The sequence below is a fragment of the Proteiniclasticum sp. genome (assembly GCF_032054185.1).
Taxonomy (GTDB): Bacteria; Bacillota; Clostridia; order Clostridiales; family Clostridiaceae; genus Proteiniclasticum.
The window spans coordinates 21,854-38,945 of sequence record NZ_DAMBTF010000009.1 but is presented as its reverse complement, the minus strand read 5'-3'; the positions used below and the strand labels follow the sequence as shown (position 1 = coordinate 38,945).

Below are 17,092 nucleotides of genomic sequence, written 5' to 3'. Positions count from 1 at the left end.
AATTACAAATATCATATACAGATAGTATGTACATAAATACTATTAATCACCTAGTAAGATTTCCAACTCATCTTTTAATGGTAATATTTGCGTATAAAGCTGTGTAAATCCACGTCCAATAGCACCTTGAAAGAGTATCATTTCAGGATCTCTGCTCCCGTTCATCAATGTATGTTCTGCAGAAATTCCTGGATAAGGATCGATATAGTATATTTTTTTTATGCCCAATTGATAAGCTTTTTTTGAACATAACTCACAAGGACTCGCAGTTGAAAACAAGTAGCCATTCATGATACCTGTTCCACCATACTTACTGATCTGAAGAAATGCATTTTCTTCTGCGTGCAAGGATCTTGTGTGAACCTGATTTTTCTTTGGAGGTATTGATAGGTCGTTGTAGATATCTTTAAAGCAGTAATGGTAGGTCCTACCGTTGAGATTGTCTTCCATTGCTTTATTCGACTTTTCTATACACTTAGCAGTAAATGTTTCATTTTTTAATTCATAATCACTGAATGCTTCTTTATCATGCCTTCTTACCAATCTATTCAGACTTCTTAAGTTACAGGGGATTTGACACTCTGCAACAGTATTCCATCCAACAGATTTTATTGAGTAGTTATCATCCGTTACCACTGCTCCTACCTGTCTTGAAATACATCCTGAATTCAGCTTGGCATTAAATGCAATTTGCATACTTCTTTCGACATGTGTTGGGGAGATTAAACCAGGGTGCATTATAAGAGTTACGTATTTCACTATTCCCTTTTTAACTTCAGTTAAGTCGATCATCAAAGAATGCGGATTGTATAGATAGACGTCGGATAATTCAATACAGCTCTGTATATCTTGTGACCAGAATCTGGCACTGTCAGATAATTTACCAGGATATTCTATTTTATCAATTTCATCAATTTGTTTAGGTATTAGTCCTTTAGTGCCTAACCGATCTCTACGCTCTTTCTCCTCTGTGTTAATAGAAAATAGATAAAACGAAGAATACCTGTCTTTGAAGAAAGTTGCTTCATAAGGATTCCGTATTGTATCAATAACAACTAAAACCCTTCCCTTATCTTCCTTATTTTTTCTTCTAAGAATTTTAATTAATGTATTGGTTCGTTGTGCTAACTTGAAAATATTTTCTCCGTTAAATGTGTTTAATAAGGCTGTACCTGAACAACGTATATTGCTAGCTATGCGTTGATATATTTTTGTGTACATCTCCTTATTTATTTCATCAAATTTATCCTTTAGTTTTTGTGTAAAACTAGGTATTCTAATGAAGTAAAAACCATATATATCAGGACTCTTTAAGTTTTCTTCATTTTCTTCAACTGCTTGTTTAAAACGCAACCTTTCCTTGTGCATCTCATCAAAATTTGGCCGAAGGAAATCCAATGGAGCAAGATCTTTTTTTGGAAAGACTTCTTCTACAAAGCTTCTAAATTGCTGGAAATTATCTTCAAGAATAAAAGAGGTAATAATATCACTCATTTTGATTCTTGTAAATTTCACCCAGTTTCTTTCAGCATATTTATGCAATACACTGTACTTTCTCTCTTCATTAGTATGAAATTCTTGAACTTTAGGAATCGGCAGATCTAAGTCTCTAAAATCCTTTGTTAGAAGCTCTGCCACGGTTGTACATCCTGATCCAGTTCTGCCAGTTAAACCAATAATAATAAAATCTTTTCGTTCGTTGAATAATTTCTCCAATGCTATATTTAAATTACTATCCATACTTCCCCCCCACTCTTATTAATATATTAAATATATTTACAGTTCAATTTACGATTAAAAAAAATAATATTTAAGGATAAATAATAGATCTTAGTCATTCTCGATATATCAAGTATTACATATCAAAAAGTATAATTCAATATAATGTTGAACTTATATTGCTGTTTTTTGCTTTAGACAAATTTTCACTTCTTGATAATGATATTTTAATAAACAAAAGATGTAACATAGGATTATAATAATATATAGGTAGATAATCACAAATAGTATTACTTTGAGTGACTGATTAAAAATTGGAGGATAAATATGATTGATAATAATCAATTTAGCTGGGTTGTTTTTTATAAGGAGTTTTGTAACAAACTTCTGACGTATAAGGAAAATCGAAAAGAGCTTATAAATATTATTAAGAGCGTTTATAAGGATATCGAGATTGAACTGCCTAAACTTGAAGCTGACAACAAAATTGTTGATATTGATCCATTTACTATTCTAGGACTGTTTAATAAAAGTTCAATGAAGCATGAGAACCGTGTAAAAATTGTCAGTAAATTTGCAGAGAAACTGAAACTCTCAACTTCTGTACCAGATAATTTTGACGGAGTTCCTACTCTAAATAATCAAAATGCAACATTTTACAATTTTGTGGGATGGAGAAATGATAGTGATATTGATAATTTATGGATGCTCTTTTCGTATGCTCTGAAATACTCTGAGAATCAAACCGAGCAAAACAGAAAAGGTCTTACTAAATACTTTGACCTGGTAATAAATACAAAAGGAAATGCGAACAGTAAAGTTACCATGGGTCTTTACTGGATAGATCCCAGCCTATACTTAAATTTAGATAGTCGTAACAAATGGTATATATATGATTCAGAAAGCCTACCAGAAACAGTTGTGAGGGAGTTACCTCCCGTTACCAATAAAATACCCGCAGCGGATTATTTTGAAATAATCGATCATCTGGAAACATATGTTAACAGTGATGAAAGTCCATTCAAGGATTTCAAGGAACTGTCATTTGAAGCCTGGAATTATTCTACAAAGGTAAATCAGAAGATCAAGGAAGAAAATCAGAAGAGTAAGCGAGGGAATACTGGTGCTGCAGTTGCAGATGAAAATATTGACACTGTACACTACTGGATATATTCACCAGGTGATGGTGCGTTCAAATGGGATGAGTTCTATGAGAGCGGGATTATGGCCATTGGATGGGGTGAAATTGGAGACCTGAGTAAGTTCAAGAGTAAAGATGAAATGAAGAAAAAAATGAAACAGAATATTGATGGTTCACTATCTTTCAAGAATGCAGCACACGCCACATGGCAGTTTGCAAACGAAATGAAACCTGGAGATGTTATTTTTGTCAAGAAAGGGATGCATATTCTTGTAGGTCGCGGAACTGTAACTTCTGAGTATCGTTATGATGCGTCTGTAGAAGATGAGTTTGGAAATATTCGTGAGGTTAATTGGACGAACTATGGAGAATGGGAGCATCCAGGCCAAGCTGTAATGAAAACTCTAACAGACATCACTTCATATACAGATTATGTTGAGAAGCTTGAAGCTCTTTTTGAAAACAGCAATAAAGAAGACGTAGAGGAAATTGAAATATCTTATCCACATTATAATGCAGAGGATTTTCTGCAGGAAGTTTATATTGATGAAGACAGTTATAATACATTAGTCAGACTTGTTGAAACCAAAAAGAATGTCATTCTCCAAGGTGCACCTGGAGTAGGAAAAACTTATGCAGCCAAACGTCTTGCTTATTCTATGATGGGTGTAAAGGATAAAGAACGTGTAATGATGATCCAGTTTCATCAAAGTTACTCATATGAAGACTTCATCATGGGGTTCCGCCCTACAGAAGCTGGATTCGAACTCAGGAAAAGCGTGTTTTATAACTTCTGTAAGAAGGCGGAATTAGACAGCGATAACCCGTACTTCTTTATCATTGATGAAATAAACCGTGGAAATTTAAGCAAGATATTCGGTGAACTATTCATGCTTATCGAAAATGATAAACGTGGTGTTGAAGTTCAATTGTTGTATTCTGATGAAAAATTCTCAGTTCCCGACAATGTATATATTATAGGAATGATGAATACTGCAGATCGTAGTTTGGCAATGCTTGACTATGCGATGCGACGACGATTTGCTTTTTTTGAAATGCAGCCAGGTTTCAGTTCAGAAGGTTTCAATGATTATAAAGTGAGACTGAATGATTCAAGATTTGATAAGCTCATTCAATGTGTAGAAAATCTAAATACAATTATTTCAGATGATGAGTCTCTAGGTGAGGGTTTCTGCATTGGTCACAGTTATTTCTGCAATCTGAAAGAGGCGGATATTCATTCACTTAACAGTATTATTGAATTTGAACTTATTCCATTGATTAAGGAATATTGGTTTGACGAACCCCAAAAAGTGAAGAACTGGGCGAGCAATTTAAGGAGTGCCATTAAGTGATATCTATAAATAATATTTACTATATGCTATCTTATGCATTTAAAGTCTTGAGAGAGCAGGGGTATAAAAGCATTAGAACTGAAGAATTTAATAATACTGCAGAACTGTGTGCGTCAATTCTAACTCGAGGAATAGAGTATCAGTTGAAGAGAGGACTAGGAAGAGAATACATTGCTAATTCCGACACTCTCTCGACTCTTCGCGGCAAAATCAATATAGCAAATTCTATAAAGACGACAAGTCTTCTAAAAAAGCAGCTGGTATGTGAATATGATGAGTTTTCAGTGAATTCTTATATGAATCGTATAATAAAGACTACTGTAGGTATACTACTGAAGTCGGATATGACGAAGGGCAGAAAAAAGGATTTAAGAAAGCTTCTGGTGTTTTTTGACGGAGTTGAGCTCTTGGACATCCATAATATTAACTGGAAAGTACAGTATAACCGTAATAATCAGACTTACAGAATGTTAATTTCGATTTGCTATCTTGTTATTAAGGGTTTATTGCAGACCAGTTCTGATGGGTCATCAAGACTGATGGATTATCTGGATGAGCAGCGAATGCACAGATTGTACGAGAAATTCATTCTGGAATACTATCGAAAAGAATATCCTCAGCTTACTGTAACTGCATCACAGATACCATGGCAGGTTGATGATGGGATCACGTTCATGTTGCCTGTAATGCAGACCGATATAATGCTTCGTCATGGAGAAAAGACACTTATAATAGATGTCAAATATTATTCTCATACCACACAGGTTCAGTACGATAAAAATACTCTCCATTCCAGTAATCTGTATCAGATATTCACATATGTAAAAAATAAGGAAGTGGAACTTAAGGATCAGGAACACGAAGTAGCGGGTATGTTGCTTTATGCCAAAACAGACGAATTGATACATCCCAATAATGTCTATCAGATGAGTGGTAATAAAATTACGGTAAAAACACTGGATTTGGATTGTGAATTTGTAGAAGTGGAACGCCAGCTGGAACAGATAGTCAATGATCATTTTTGCCTGCTGAAAGCTTAGTTTTAACAGCAATACATAATATGCGAGAAGCTGAATTATGCTCAATTCGAGGATTATTATTTATATTTCCCCAGTTGACAACATAATTCATCCGTTATAGAATCTACTAGAATACTTTAAATCAGTCCCGTGAGGCTGAAAAGAGAAGATGAATACTTTCCGATCAGAGGTAGGGGGAACTCTATCTGGATCTGTTATGATTAACTGACCTCTTTTTACCGCGGGTAAAGGAGGTTTTTATTATGGAAAGAAATCTGTACAGCCTGAAGGAAATTGACACAAATGATCTTATTTCTATATTGAATCGTGCTTCAGCGTTTAAAAATGGTGAGATTTCACATTATCCGGATCGGGTAGTGGGGAATCTCTTTTTTGAACCCAGCACCAGAACTCAGCAGTCCTTTATCATGGCAGAGAAGAAAATGAGGATACAGAATATGGATCTGTATCCCGAAGGAAGCAGTCTGGTGAAGGGAGAAAGTCTCTACGATACGGTAAGGACTTTCGAAGCTATAGGTGTGGATGCCGTTGTCATCCGCTCCAAGGAGGACAGATACTATGAAGCGCTAAGAGGAAAAGTCTCCATACCGGTACTAAACGGTGGAGACGGAAGCGGAGATCATCCCACCCAGAGCCTTCTCGATCTTATGACCATAAAGGAGGAGTTCGGAGATTTTTCAGGACTTAAGGTGCTTATTGCAGGAGACATCTCCCACTCAAGGGTTGCCCACTCAAATATCCACATCATGGAAAGACTAGGGATGAAGGTTCATCTTGCTGCACCGCCTATGTTTCAGGAGAAGGGGAGAATGTATCAGGATATGGATGAGATTCTTCCGGAGATGGATATCGTCATGATGCTGAGGGTTCAGCATGAACGTCATGAAGTCAGAACGGTTCTTGATCCTCTATCCTACAACAGAAGCTATGGCATGAATACAGATCGGATCGAAAAGATGAAGTCCACCGCAATACTCATGCATCCGGCACCGGTCAACAGAGGGTGGGAAGTGACGGATGATGTGGTGGAATGCGGGAGGAGCAGAATCCTGTGCCAGATGGGCAACGGTGTCTTTGTGAGAATGGCGGTACTGGAGAGAGCATTGAGGGAGAGTGAGAAATGAAGATCATAAATGCCATACGCGTAAGAGAAGAAAACACGACAGAAGGCTGCGAGATCCGAATCGAAGAAGGAAGAATCCTTGAGATCGGAAACCGTCTTGAAACCTTAGATGGAGAAGAAACATATGATGCGAAAGGGATGCTGGTTACACCGGGGTTTGTGGATATCCATGTGCATCTCAGAGAACCCGGACATGAACATAAGGAGACCATAAAGACCGGTACAAGAGCTGCGGCTCTTGGCGGATACACCACCATCGCAGCCATGCCGAACACGGATCCTGTGCCGGATACTCCGGAAAAGATGAAAGCTCTCTACGATAAAGTGAAGACGGACAGTCTCATCAAAGTATATGCATACAGCGCCATCACTGCAGGAGAGAAAGGGGAAACTCTGGTTGATTTTTGTGAGATGAAAGCGGCTGGCGCTTTAGGGTTTTCCGATGACGGAAAAGGGGTTCAGGATGCAGGCATGATGTATAAAGCGATGAAAAAAACGGCAGAAGCCGGTGGAATCATCACTACCCACTGCGAAGATGAATCCATGCTCTTTTCAGGATACATTCATGATGGAGAATATGCGAAAACTCATCAGCATAAAGGGATACATGCTCTGACGGAAGATCTCCAGATCATAAGAGATATCGCCATCAGTGAGGCAACAGGATGTCCCTACCATATCTGCCATATGAGCACAGAAGGTGGAGTGAAGGCTCTTAAGCGGGCAAAGGAGGACGGAATTAAGGTATCTGGAGAAGTCACCCCACATCATCTTCTCCTCACAGAGGAAGACCTGAGAGAAGAGGGAAGATACAAGATGAATCCTCCCCTGAGAAGCAGAGAAGACCGGGAGGCTCTTCTTGAAGGTCTAAGAGCAGGCGTCATAGAATGCATAGCCACTGATCATGCACCTCATACCAAAGAAGAGAAGGAAAAAGGACTCGAAGGAAGTTCTTTCGGAATCGTAGGACTTGAAACTTCCTTTTCTCTGCTCAACACCCACCTGGTGAGAAAAGGACATCTGTCCCTTGAAAGGCTTATTGATGCCATGACAGTCGGCCCATCAAAAGTCATGTCGCTGCCATCCGGAAGCCTTCTTAAAGGCTCATCGGCAGATCTTGTCTTCATCGACCTTGAAAAGGAATGGATCATAAAAAGCGCAGATTTTGAGTCAAAGGGGAAAAGCACACCTTTTGACAACTGGGCGGTCAAGGGAAAGGTAGAGACGGTCATGCTTGACGGAAAGTTCATTGTAGAAGGAGGAAAAATCATTGGATAAGAAACTGGTGCTGGAAGACGGCAGCGAATTTTCAGGCAGAGCATTCGGATACAGAGAAGATGTCTATGGTGAGGTGGTCTTCACCACCTCCATGTCCGGATATCAGGAGCTTCTGACCGATCCCTCTTTACTGGGTCAGATGCTGGTCATGACCTACCCTATGGTCGGAAACTACGGCATCAACAGGGATGACTATGAATCCATGAAGCCTCATCTTACGGCGCTCATCGTCAGGGAATACTGCGATGCACCGTCAAACGCAAGAAGCGAGAAGTCCCTCCTGGAGTATATGGAAAAATACAGAATACCAGGACTTTCAAGAATCGATACGAGAAAACTCACAAGGCACATCAGAGAGAGAGGTGCGCTGAAAGGGGCAATCCTCCCGGCTGAAATGCCGATGAAGGAGTGTCTGGAGAAAGTTGCGGATTATCCATTCTACACGGACCACATCAGCCGTGCTTCAACAAAGAACATCTATGAGGTGCCTGGGGGTGGAAAAAGAGTTGTTCTCATGGATTTCGGAATGAAGATGAGTATCCTTAAGGCACTCGTGGAAAAGGGCTATCATGTCTCTGTTGTTCCTCACGATACTTCATCTCAGACGATTCTTGAGATGGATCCGAACGGAGTGGTTCTTTCAAACGGCCCTGGAAATCCGGAGGATGCGAGAGGACCCATAGAAACGGTCAAAGGACTCCTTGGAAAGGTTCCGCTCTTCGGAATCTGTATGGGACACCAGCTTCTGGCGCTGGCTTCAGGCGCGAAAACAAGGAAGATGAAATTCGGACACCGTGGCGGAAACAACGCCGTCAGAGACCACAGATCGGGAAAAATCCTCATCACAAGCCAGAACCACGGGTATGAGGTGGATTCAGCTTCCCTTACCGGAACAGATATAAAGACCATCTATACCAGTGTAAACGACGGCTCCATAGAAGGGATAACAATTCCCGGAAAGAGGGCCTTCTCGGTGCAGTTTCATCCGGAAAGTGCACCGGGACCAAAGGATGCGAAGGTGATATTTGAGGAATTTGACACAATGATGATCCATACGGAGGGAAGATAATGCCAAAAAGAGAAGATCTAAGGAAAATCCTCGTCATCGGTTCAGGCCCCATCGTCATCGGGCAGGGGGCGGAATTTGACTATGCGGGAACCCAGGCCTGTCAGGCCTTGAGAGAAGAGGGCATAGAAGTTGTCCTTGTGAATTCAAATCCGGCAACCATCATGACCGACAGAGAAATGGCCGACAGAGTCTATATGGAGCCGCTGACGCTTCCATTTCTCAAGAAAATCATCAGAAAGGAAAGGCCTGATGCACTTCTTCCTTCCCTTGGCGGGCAGACGGGACTTAATATGGCCATGGAGCTCTCAAAGGACGGGATACTGGAAGAATTCAAGGTGGAAGTCCTCGGAACGGATCTTCAGGCCATCGAAAAGGCCGAAGACCGGGAAGCCTTCAGAAAGCTCATGAATGAAATCGGAGAACCTGTGCCCCCTTCGACCATCACCCGGGACATCAAAGGCGCTTTAACCTTCGCGGAGGAAATCGGATATCCTGTCATTGTAAGACCGGCCTTTACCCTGGGCGGAACCGGAGGCGGCATCGCAAAGAATGAGGAGGAGCTTAGGACCATTGTAGAAAACGGTCTCTCCCTCTCTCCTGCAAACCAGTGTCTCATCGAAATGTCCATCGCAGGATGGAAAGAGATCGAATTCGAAGTCATGAGGGATGCAAACGACACAGCCATCGTGGTCTGTTCCATGGAAAATGTGGATCCTGTGGGCATCCATACGGGAGACTCCATCGTTGTTGCCCCGGTACAGACCCTGACGGACAGAGAAGTGCAGATGCTAAGAGATGCCTCTCTTAAGATCATAAGAGCGCTGGACATCAGAGGCGGATGTAATGTCCAGCTGGCGCTGGACCCCAGAAGCTTCAGCTACTACATCATTGAAGTCAATCCGAGGGTGTCAAGGTCATCGGCGCTTGCTTCCAAGGCGACGGGATACCCCATTGCAAAGATCGCCTCGAAAATTGCTCTGGGCTACAGACTGGATGAGCTGATCAATCCCGTGACAAATGTATCCTACTGCTGCTTTGAACCCGCCATCGACTATATCGCGGTAAAGCTCCCGAGGTTCGCCTTCGACAAGTTCCAGTCGGCAAACAGAAAGCTCGGAACGCAGATGAAGGCCACAGGAGAGGTCATGGCGCTGGGAAGCTCCTTTGAAGAGGGCCTTCTTAAAGCGGTCCGTTCACTGGAAGTGAAAGCCGACCACATCCGCCTGAAAAAATACCAGTCAATGGAGAGGAAAAAGCTTATCTCACTTCTTTCCCGGGCAGAAGACGACAGACTCTTTGTCCTCTATGAACTGCTCCTTAAGGAAGAACCCCTTCAGACCCTCCATGAAGAGACGAAAATCGATCTCTTCTTCCTGAATAAAATCGCGAAAATTGCAAAGATGGAGAGAAGAACGATGGACAGCACTCTGGAGGAAATCCTTCCCGAAGCCAAGAAAATGGGCTTCTCCGATGCTTATCTCGCCGGACTCTATGGCCTCACGGAGGATGAAGTGGAAAGAAAAAGAAAGGAGACAGGGATCAGACCGGTATACAAGATGGTGGACACCTGTGCAGGGGAGTTCAGATCTGAGACCCCTTACTTCTACTCCACCTATGGCGAAGAAAATGAATCGAAGTCTTCAGGCAGGAAGTCCGTCATCGTTCTAGGGTCCGGTCCCATCAGAATCGGACAGGGCGTGGAGTTTGACTATGCCACGGTCCACTGTGTGTGGTCCATCCGTAAACTGGGGTATGAAGCCATCATCATCAACAACAATCCGGAGACGGTCTCGACGGACTTCTCCATATCCGACAAGCTGTATTTCGAACCGCTCACCCTTGAGGATGTCATGCATGTGGTGGAGCTTGAGAAGCCTTACGGGGTCATCGTGCAGTTCGGCGGACAGACAGCGATCAATCTTGCAGCAGGGCTTAAGAGAAAAGGTGTAAACATCCTTGGAACAAGCCTTGAGAGCATCGACCTTGCCGAAGACCGGGATCTCTTCGAGAAAAGGCTCAAAGAGCTTTCCATCCCCATGCCTGAAGGAAAGGTTGTGCACCATAATGAAGAAGCGCTCCATGTCGCAGAAGGAATCGGATACCCGGTACTTCTAAGGCCTTCCTATGTTCTTGGGGGCAGAAACATGGAGATCATCCATACGCCGGAGGAGCTGGAAAACTATATGGAAAAACTGGCTGAAGAGACCAGAACCCAGGGAATTCTTGTGGACAGATATATAACGGGTGTGGAGTGTGAAGTGGATGCGGTATCAGACGGAAAAGACATCCTCATTCCGGGCATCATGCAGCATATCGAAAGAGCGGGTGTTCACTCGGGAGACTCCATGGCGGTGTATCCGCCCATATCCCTTAAGGAAGAAACCCTGAAGGTCATTGTGGACTACACAAACAGGATCGGTAAAGGGCTGCACATCATAGGGCTCTACAACATTCAGTTTGTCGTGGATTCCCGTGGTGATGTGTATGTTCTGGAGGTCAATCCGAGAAGCTCAAGAACCGTACCGTTTCTCAGCAAGATCACCGAAATGAACATGGCGGATATGGCGACGAAGGCGATTCTCGGGATAAGCCTGAAAGAGCAGAAGGTGCCTCTTGGACTCCTGCCGGACAGGATGGGCTACGCGGTGAAGATGCCGGTCTTCTCCTTCAGCAAGCTTCGGAAAGTGGACATCGCTCTTGGACCGGAGATGAAATCCACGGGAGAAGTCATCGGACGTGACCGATCGCTCAACAAGGCGCTGTACAAAGCCATGATCGCTGCAGGTTTTGAGATGGGCGAGTACGGGAAGGTGCTCTTTACCATAGGAGACAGAGACAAGGAGGAGGCGCTTCAACTTGCGAAGCGATTCAGCAGTATCGGGTACGGCCTTGTGGCCACAAAGGGCACCCGGGACTTTCTTCAGGAGAACGGTCTTAAAGCTGAACTGGTCAGAAAAATCGGAGAAGGGACAGAAACGGTCCTTGATGTCATAAGAGGCAGAAAAGTGCAGTTTGTGGTCAATACCTTCTCCCAGGCCAAAAGAGATTTCCTCTCCCATGGTTTCCTCATGAGAAGGGAATCGGTGGAAAGCAGCATTCCGTGCCTGACCTCCCTGGATACAGCTTCGGCAATCCTGGATGTCCTTGAATCCATGAACTTTTCCGTTGACGCTTATGAGGAGGTTAAGGCATGAAGAAACTTATGGATATGGAGATCCTTGAGAATATTCGCATCGCAAAGGATGTCTATAGAATGAAGCTTAGGGGAGAGGAGCTTTGCTTCAGTGAAATGATGGCAGGGTGCTTTCTGAACATCAAAGTGGGCACAGGATCTGAGCTTCTTCTAAGAAGGCCCATTTCCATATTTGATGCGGATGAGAAAGAGAAAACCCTTAGCATCATCTATAAGGTTGTGGGCAGAGGAACAGAGAGAATGAGCGGAATTAAGTCAGGTGATCTTTTAAATGTACTTGGACCTCTGGGCCAAGGATTTCCCATCCAGGATGAGAGCGGAAGGGTTCTTCTTGTCGGTGGAGGGGTAGGTGTTCCGCCCCTATATGAGCTGGGCAAAAAGCTGAAGGCAAAAGGGATGGAAGTTACGACTGTCCTTGGCTTCAGAGACGAGGAGAGCATATTCTTAAGAGAAGACTTTGAGAGGCTGGGTCCACTATACATCGCAACCGAAGACGGCTCTTACGGCACAGAAGGCTACGTGACGGATGCCATAAGAGAGATGGATCCGAGCTTTGATACGCTCTATGCCTGCGGTCCGAAGGCTATGCTTCGGACGCTGGATGAGCGCTATGCACAGATAAAGAAGGGATTTCTCTCTTTTGAAGAAAGAATGGCCTGCGGAATCGGTGCCTGCTATGGATGCATGACGGAAACCAAGGCCGGACTGAAGAGAGTGTGCAAGGATGGACCGGTATTCAGGCTGGGAGAAATGAAATATGACAGCGTCTTGTGACCTATAACTCTTTAAATGAGGTCGTTCCCGGATGAAATTCTAATACGATACCCCCCTGCCTGAGGCAGGGGGGTAATTATCTGCAGCTTATGAAGAATAAATAATCCTGATAAAAACATGAGAAAAAACATGAGATAATGATCTGCGGAAAATACTGATGTAGGGGAGACTGATGAAAAAAAAGCTTGCAGCATTAGTTGAAGGATGGTCCTTCACGGGCTGATTTCAGTATGCGGATAATTATTCATAAAAGGTTTAAAAATGCATGAAATCCGTCATTTATATGATTGATTTGACGGATTAATCGTATTTTGAAGGGTATCTTATGGAACGATAATCATAAACAGAGAATAATCATACGGATATCATATCTCTTACTGAATGATAAATTAATAATTTTATCTCGAAAAAATACGTTTACAATAAAATAAAGTAAGGTCAATTAAACAAGTATCATCATAATTCCGAAAATCGCTGAGAATTTATTGACATGCATAAAGTTCAATGTATAATTATTAAAATACAACCCGATAGATACATTTTGTTCATAAAAATGTTCGAGAGATATGGACAGCTGTTTCTTAGGGCGGGAATAATCAATAAAATCCAAGGAGGAAAATCATGAAGAAAAAAAGAATTCTTGCAATGTCCATGATTCTTGCAGCCGTGATGATGGTCACCGCCTGCGGCAATACGGATACCCCTGCAGAAACTCCTGGCAGTACTCCGGAAACACCGGGAGCGTCAGGCGAAGTCGGAGATAATGTTCTGAAAGTGCAGTTTAACGTGGAAGTTGCTTCCATGGATCCACAGATTGCAACAGATGGGACATCCTTTGAAGTCATTTCTGCTGTAACAGAAGGACTCTATTCCGTAGATGCGGACGGTTCAGCGATCCCTGCTATGGTCGATACCGTAGAGAAGAGTGAAGACGGACTGACTTATACCTTCAAACTTAAAGATGCCAAATGGTCAAACGGGACACCAGTCACCGCACAGGATTTTGTATTTGCCTGGAAGAGACTTGTTGATCCTGAAGTGGCCAGTGAATATGCCTTCATCATGGGCGTAGCCGGCGTCAAGAATGCCGATGCGATCTCAGCAGGTGAAATGGCTGTTGATGAACTGGGTGTCAAGGCAGAGGATGAAAAAACACTGGTCGTGGAACTTGATTTTCCAGTGCCATACTTTGAATCCCTTATGTCCTTCCCATCCTTCCTTCCTATGAATGAAGAATTCTTCACTTCAAAAGGAGACAGCTATGGAACTTCACCCGAAACCCTGCTTGCAAACGGGCCTTTCAAGGTAACCGCATACGAGCCTGCAGCGACAACCATCACTCTGGAGAAGAATGCGGACTACTGGGATGCTGATGCCGTAGCACTGGAAGGTATCCAGTATCAGGTCATCAAAGATTCACAGCAGACCATGCTGTCCTATCAGAACGGAGATCTTGATGTGGCAACCCTTTCCGGAGAACAGGTCGAACAGTTCATGAACGATCCTGAATTCGTGAATGTTGTGGCAGGATACCTCTGGTATGTTTCTCCAAATCAGCTTGTTAAAGGTCTTGAAAATGTGAATATCAGAACTGCTATGGCCCTGGCTTTTGATAAGACTGCCATTGCCGACAATATTCTGAAAGACGGATCTATTCCAGCGGACTTTGCAGTGCCTTCTCTTCTGGCAACAGGTCCAGATGGAAAAGACTTCAGAGAGACTTCTGATACTTACCTTGCTACCGATAAAACGAAGGCAGCGGAATTCTGGAATGCCGGTCTTAAAGAACTGGGTGTCACAGAACTGACCTACACCATGCTCGTTGAAGATACTGAAGCTTCCATAAATGTTGCGCAGTTCCTTCAGACCGAGTGGCAGACAGCTCTTCCTGGTCTTACTGTAGAACTTCAGACCATGCCGAAGAAAAATCGTGTGGAAAGAATGCAGGCCGGAGACTACGAGCTTGTTCTGACAAGATGGGGCCCAGACTATGCAGATCCTATGACCTACCTCGATATGTGGACTTCAGACAGTTCAAACAACTACGGATCATGGTCGAATGCCGAATATGATGCACTGATTGAAGATGCGAAGAAGGGTGATCTTGCCCTTGATCTTGAAGCCAGATGGGAAGCACTTAAGGATGCTGAAAAAATGGTCATGGATGAAGCGGTCATCTTACCTGTATATCAGAAAGGTGATGCAGTCATGGTAAGAAGCGGGGTTGAAGGCATAGAGTTCCACTCAGTGGGCATCAACAGAGTCTTCAAGAACGCAAAGAAGAATTAGTTATCCCTATATCTTATATAAACTGAAGAAGAGTGTGACGCTGCTTAAGAACACATAAAAAATGCGGCGTCCTTCTTCTGTTTTCCGACTTAATATCATGAGGAGAAGTGTTATGAAAAAGTATATTTTAAAACGTATCGGTATCTCCGCATTGACGCTGCTTGTCATTCTTTTTATTCTGTTCATTATGCTGGAGCTCATGCCGGGCTCTCCATTTAACGATGAAAAGCTGACACAGGCGCAAAGAGCCATCATCAATGCGAAATACGGCCTGGATAAACCCTTATTTCTGAGATTTTTCAGTTACCTGAAAGCAATGGTTTCCGGGGACTTTGGTGTATCCTACAATATTTCGAAGAATACACCGATAACACAGCTTCTGCAGTCAAGACTACCTCTGTCGCTGAGAATCGGAGCTCAGTCCGTACTGGCAGGAACCGTGATCGGAATCATACTGGGGCTGATTGCCGCAATCAAGCACAATACCATTTTTGATACCTTGACGACTGTGATTTCGGTGCTGGGTGTGAGCCTTCCTTCCTATGTGTTTGCCATGGCGCTGATCTATTCCATGGGTTTCAAGCTGAAGTGGTTCCCTCTTCTCTATGACATTCAGGCACCTTTCGAGTCCACAGTCCTTCCGACTGTAGCCCTCAGCATGTTCACCATTGCGACGGTGGCGAGATTCACAAGAACCGAAATGCTTGAAGTGCTGGGTTCGGAGTATATGCTTCTTGCCGAAAGCAAGGGTCTGGACAACAGGAGACTTGTACTGGTTCATGCTTTAAGAAATGCCCTGATTCCCATTATCACCGTGCTTGCACCGCTTGTGGTCAGCCTTATGACAGGTAGCCTTGTCATCGAGAAGCTCTTTTCCATTCCAGGAATCGGCTCTCTTATGGTCACGGCCATTCAGTCCAATGACTACAATGTCATCATTGCCCTGGCATTTGTGTACAGTGTCATGTTTATCGGGATCATGCTTGTGGTGGATATTCTCTACGGCATCATCGATCCAAGAATAAGACTTGCAAAGGAGGATCTCCATGAATAACGAGACCTATGAATTTAAAGCGGATGACTTTGAACTGATCAGAAAAAATCAGGACGATTTTGTGGATGAATCCTATGCAAAAGAATCCTACTGGAAAGACATCTTCATGAGATTTGTGAAGAACAAGGGAGCCATCTTCGGACTGGTCTTCATCCTCCTGATCATTATGATGGCGGTATTCGGGCCGAATATGAATGAGTACACCTTCGATTCTCAGATCATTCAGCATCAGAATCTGGCGCCTAGAGTGAAGAGCATCGAAAATCTTGGCATCGGCCTCTTTGACGGATCAGAAACCATGAACACCTCCACAGGTGTTGTGGAAGTCAACAGATACGTGAATCCTGAAAAGGAAACCGGCCTTGAAGACACCTACTACTGGTTCGGTACGGATGTACTGGGTCGTGACATCTTTACAAGAACCTGGGCAGGTACAAGAATTTCTCTTTATATCGCTCTTGTTGCAGTGCTTGTGGATATGCTTTTCGGCATGAGCTACGGTCTTGTTTCCGGTTATTTCGGCGGCAGAGTGGATATGATCATGCAGAGACTGTCTGAGATCTTAAACGGGATTCCCACACTGGTTCTCGTGACTCTTCTCATCATCGTCCTGAAGCCTGGACTGCTTACCATCACCCTCGCGCTTGCCCTTACGGGCTGGATCGGAATGAGTAGAGTAGCAAGGGCACAGGTGCTGAAGCTGAAGGAGCAGGATTTCATCCTGGCTTCAAAGACTTTAGGGGCGAAGGATTTTTTCATCATCTTCAAGGAGATTCTGCCCAACATCTTCGGACAGCTGATCATCATGTCGATGTTTTCCGTGCCTAATGCCATCTTTACAGAAGCCTTCCTGGCCTTTGTAGGACTTGGCGTGCCTGCACCGAATGCATCCCTTGGATCGCTCATCAGTGATGCCTTCAAGTCGTTCACCACACATCCGTATATGATCGTATTTCCGGTGATTGTTCTTGCGGTGATCATGCTGAGCTTCAACCTTCTGGCTGACGGTCTGCGTGATGCCTTTGACCCTAAAATGAAAGAAATGTAGGTGAATGCT

Annotated in this window: 11 protein-coding genes; 10 read left to right on the top strand and 1 reads right to left on the bottom strand. The window is 43.4% G+C overall.

The features are described from left to right. Positions 1 to 42: 42 nt before the first annotated feature. Complete coding sequence (locus tag RTX25_RS06820; protein ID WP_312652075.1) at positions 43 to 1,740, bottom strand: dCMP deaminase; 1,698 nt, start codon at positions 1,738 to 1,740, stop codon at positions 43 to 45. A 306-nt stretch (positions 1,741 to 2,046) separates the two neighbouring features. Between RTX25_RS06820 and RTX25_RS06815 the strand changes: the two genes are divergently transcribed. From RTX25_RS06815 to opp3C, 10 genes are all read left to right on the top strand, one after another. Continuing rightward, positions 2,047 to 4,215 carry an AAA family ATPase gene (locus RTX25_RS06815; RefSeq protein WP_312652073.1) on the top strand — a complete coding sequence of 723 codons (2,169 nt, stop codon included), beginning with the start codon at positions 2,047 to 2,049 and terminating at the stop codon, positions 4,213 to 4,215. Beyond that, a complete protein-coding gene (gene mcrC, locus RTX25_RS06810) occupies positions 4,212 to 5,255 on the top strand; it encodes a 5-methylcytosine-specific restriction endonuclease system specificity protein McrC (RefSeq protein ID WP_312652071.1) in 1,044 nt (347 codons plus the stop codon). The genes RTX25_RS06815 and mcrC overlap by 4 nt, the downstream gene beginning before the upstream one ends. Positions 5,256 to 5,497: 242 nt before the next feature. After that, entirely contained in the window at positions 5,498 to 6,379 is an 882-nt protein-coding gene (locus RTX25_RS06805) for an aspartate carbamoyltransferase catalytic subunit (protein WP_312652069.1), read from the top strand. After that, positions 6,376 to 7,656, top strand: a complete 1,281-nt coding sequence (locus RTX25_RS06800; protein ID WP_312652066.1) for a dihydroorotase — start codon at positions 6,376 to 6,378, stop codon at positions 7,654 to 7,656. The genes RTX25_RS06805 and RTX25_RS06800 overlap by 4 nt, the downstream gene beginning before the upstream one ends. Further along, positions 7,649 to 8,725, top strand: coding sequence for a glutamine-hydrolyzing carbamoyl-phosphate synthase small subunit (carA, locus tag RTX25_RS06795; protein ID WP_312652064.1), 1,077 nt, complete (start codon positions 7,649 to 7,651; stop codon positions 8,723 to 8,725). Before RTX25_RS06800 ends, carA begins: the two co-directional genes overlap by 8 nt. Beyond that, on the top strand, positions 8,725 to 11,919 hold the full coding sequence (carB, locus tag RTX25_RS06790) for a carbamoyl-phosphate synthase large subunit (RefSeq protein ID WP_312652062.1): 3,195 nt from the start codon (positions 8,725 to 8,727) through the stop codon (positions 11,917 to 11,919). The genes carA and carB overlap by 1 nt, the downstream gene beginning before the upstream one ends. Then, positions 11,916 to 12,692, top strand: a complete 777-nt coding sequence (locus tag RTX25_RS06785; protein WP_312652060.1) for a dihydroorotate dehydrogenase electron transfer subunit — start codon at positions 11,916 to 11,918, stop codon at positions 12,690 to 12,692. The genes carB and RTX25_RS06785 overlap by 4 nt, the downstream gene beginning before the upstream one ends. Positions 12,693 to 13,313: 621 nt before the next feature. Next, positions 13,314 to 14,981 carry a peptide ABC transporter substrate-binding protein gene (locus RTX25_RS06780; protein ID WP_312652058.1) on the top strand — a complete coding sequence of 556 codons (1,668 nt, stop codon included), beginning with the start codon at positions 13,314 to 13,316 and terminating at the stop codon, positions 14,979 to 14,981. A 112-nt stretch (positions 14,982 to 15,093) separates the two neighbouring features. Beyond that, complete coding sequence (locus RTX25_RS06775) at positions 15,094 to 16,035, top strand: ABC transporter permease (protein ID WP_312652056.1); 942 nt, start codon at positions 15,094 to 15,096, stop codon at positions 16,033 to 16,035. Next, positions 16,028 to 17,083 (top strand): oligopeptide ABC transporter permease, encoded by a 1,056-nt coding sequence (opp3C, locus tag RTX25_RS06770; protein ID WP_312652054.1) that lies wholly within the window; start codon positions 16,028 to 16,030, stop codon positions 17,081 to 17,083. The genes RTX25_RS06775 and opp3C overlap by 8 nt, the downstream gene beginning before the upstream one ends. The last annotated feature ends 9 nt before the right edge of the window (positions 17,084 to 17,092 follow it).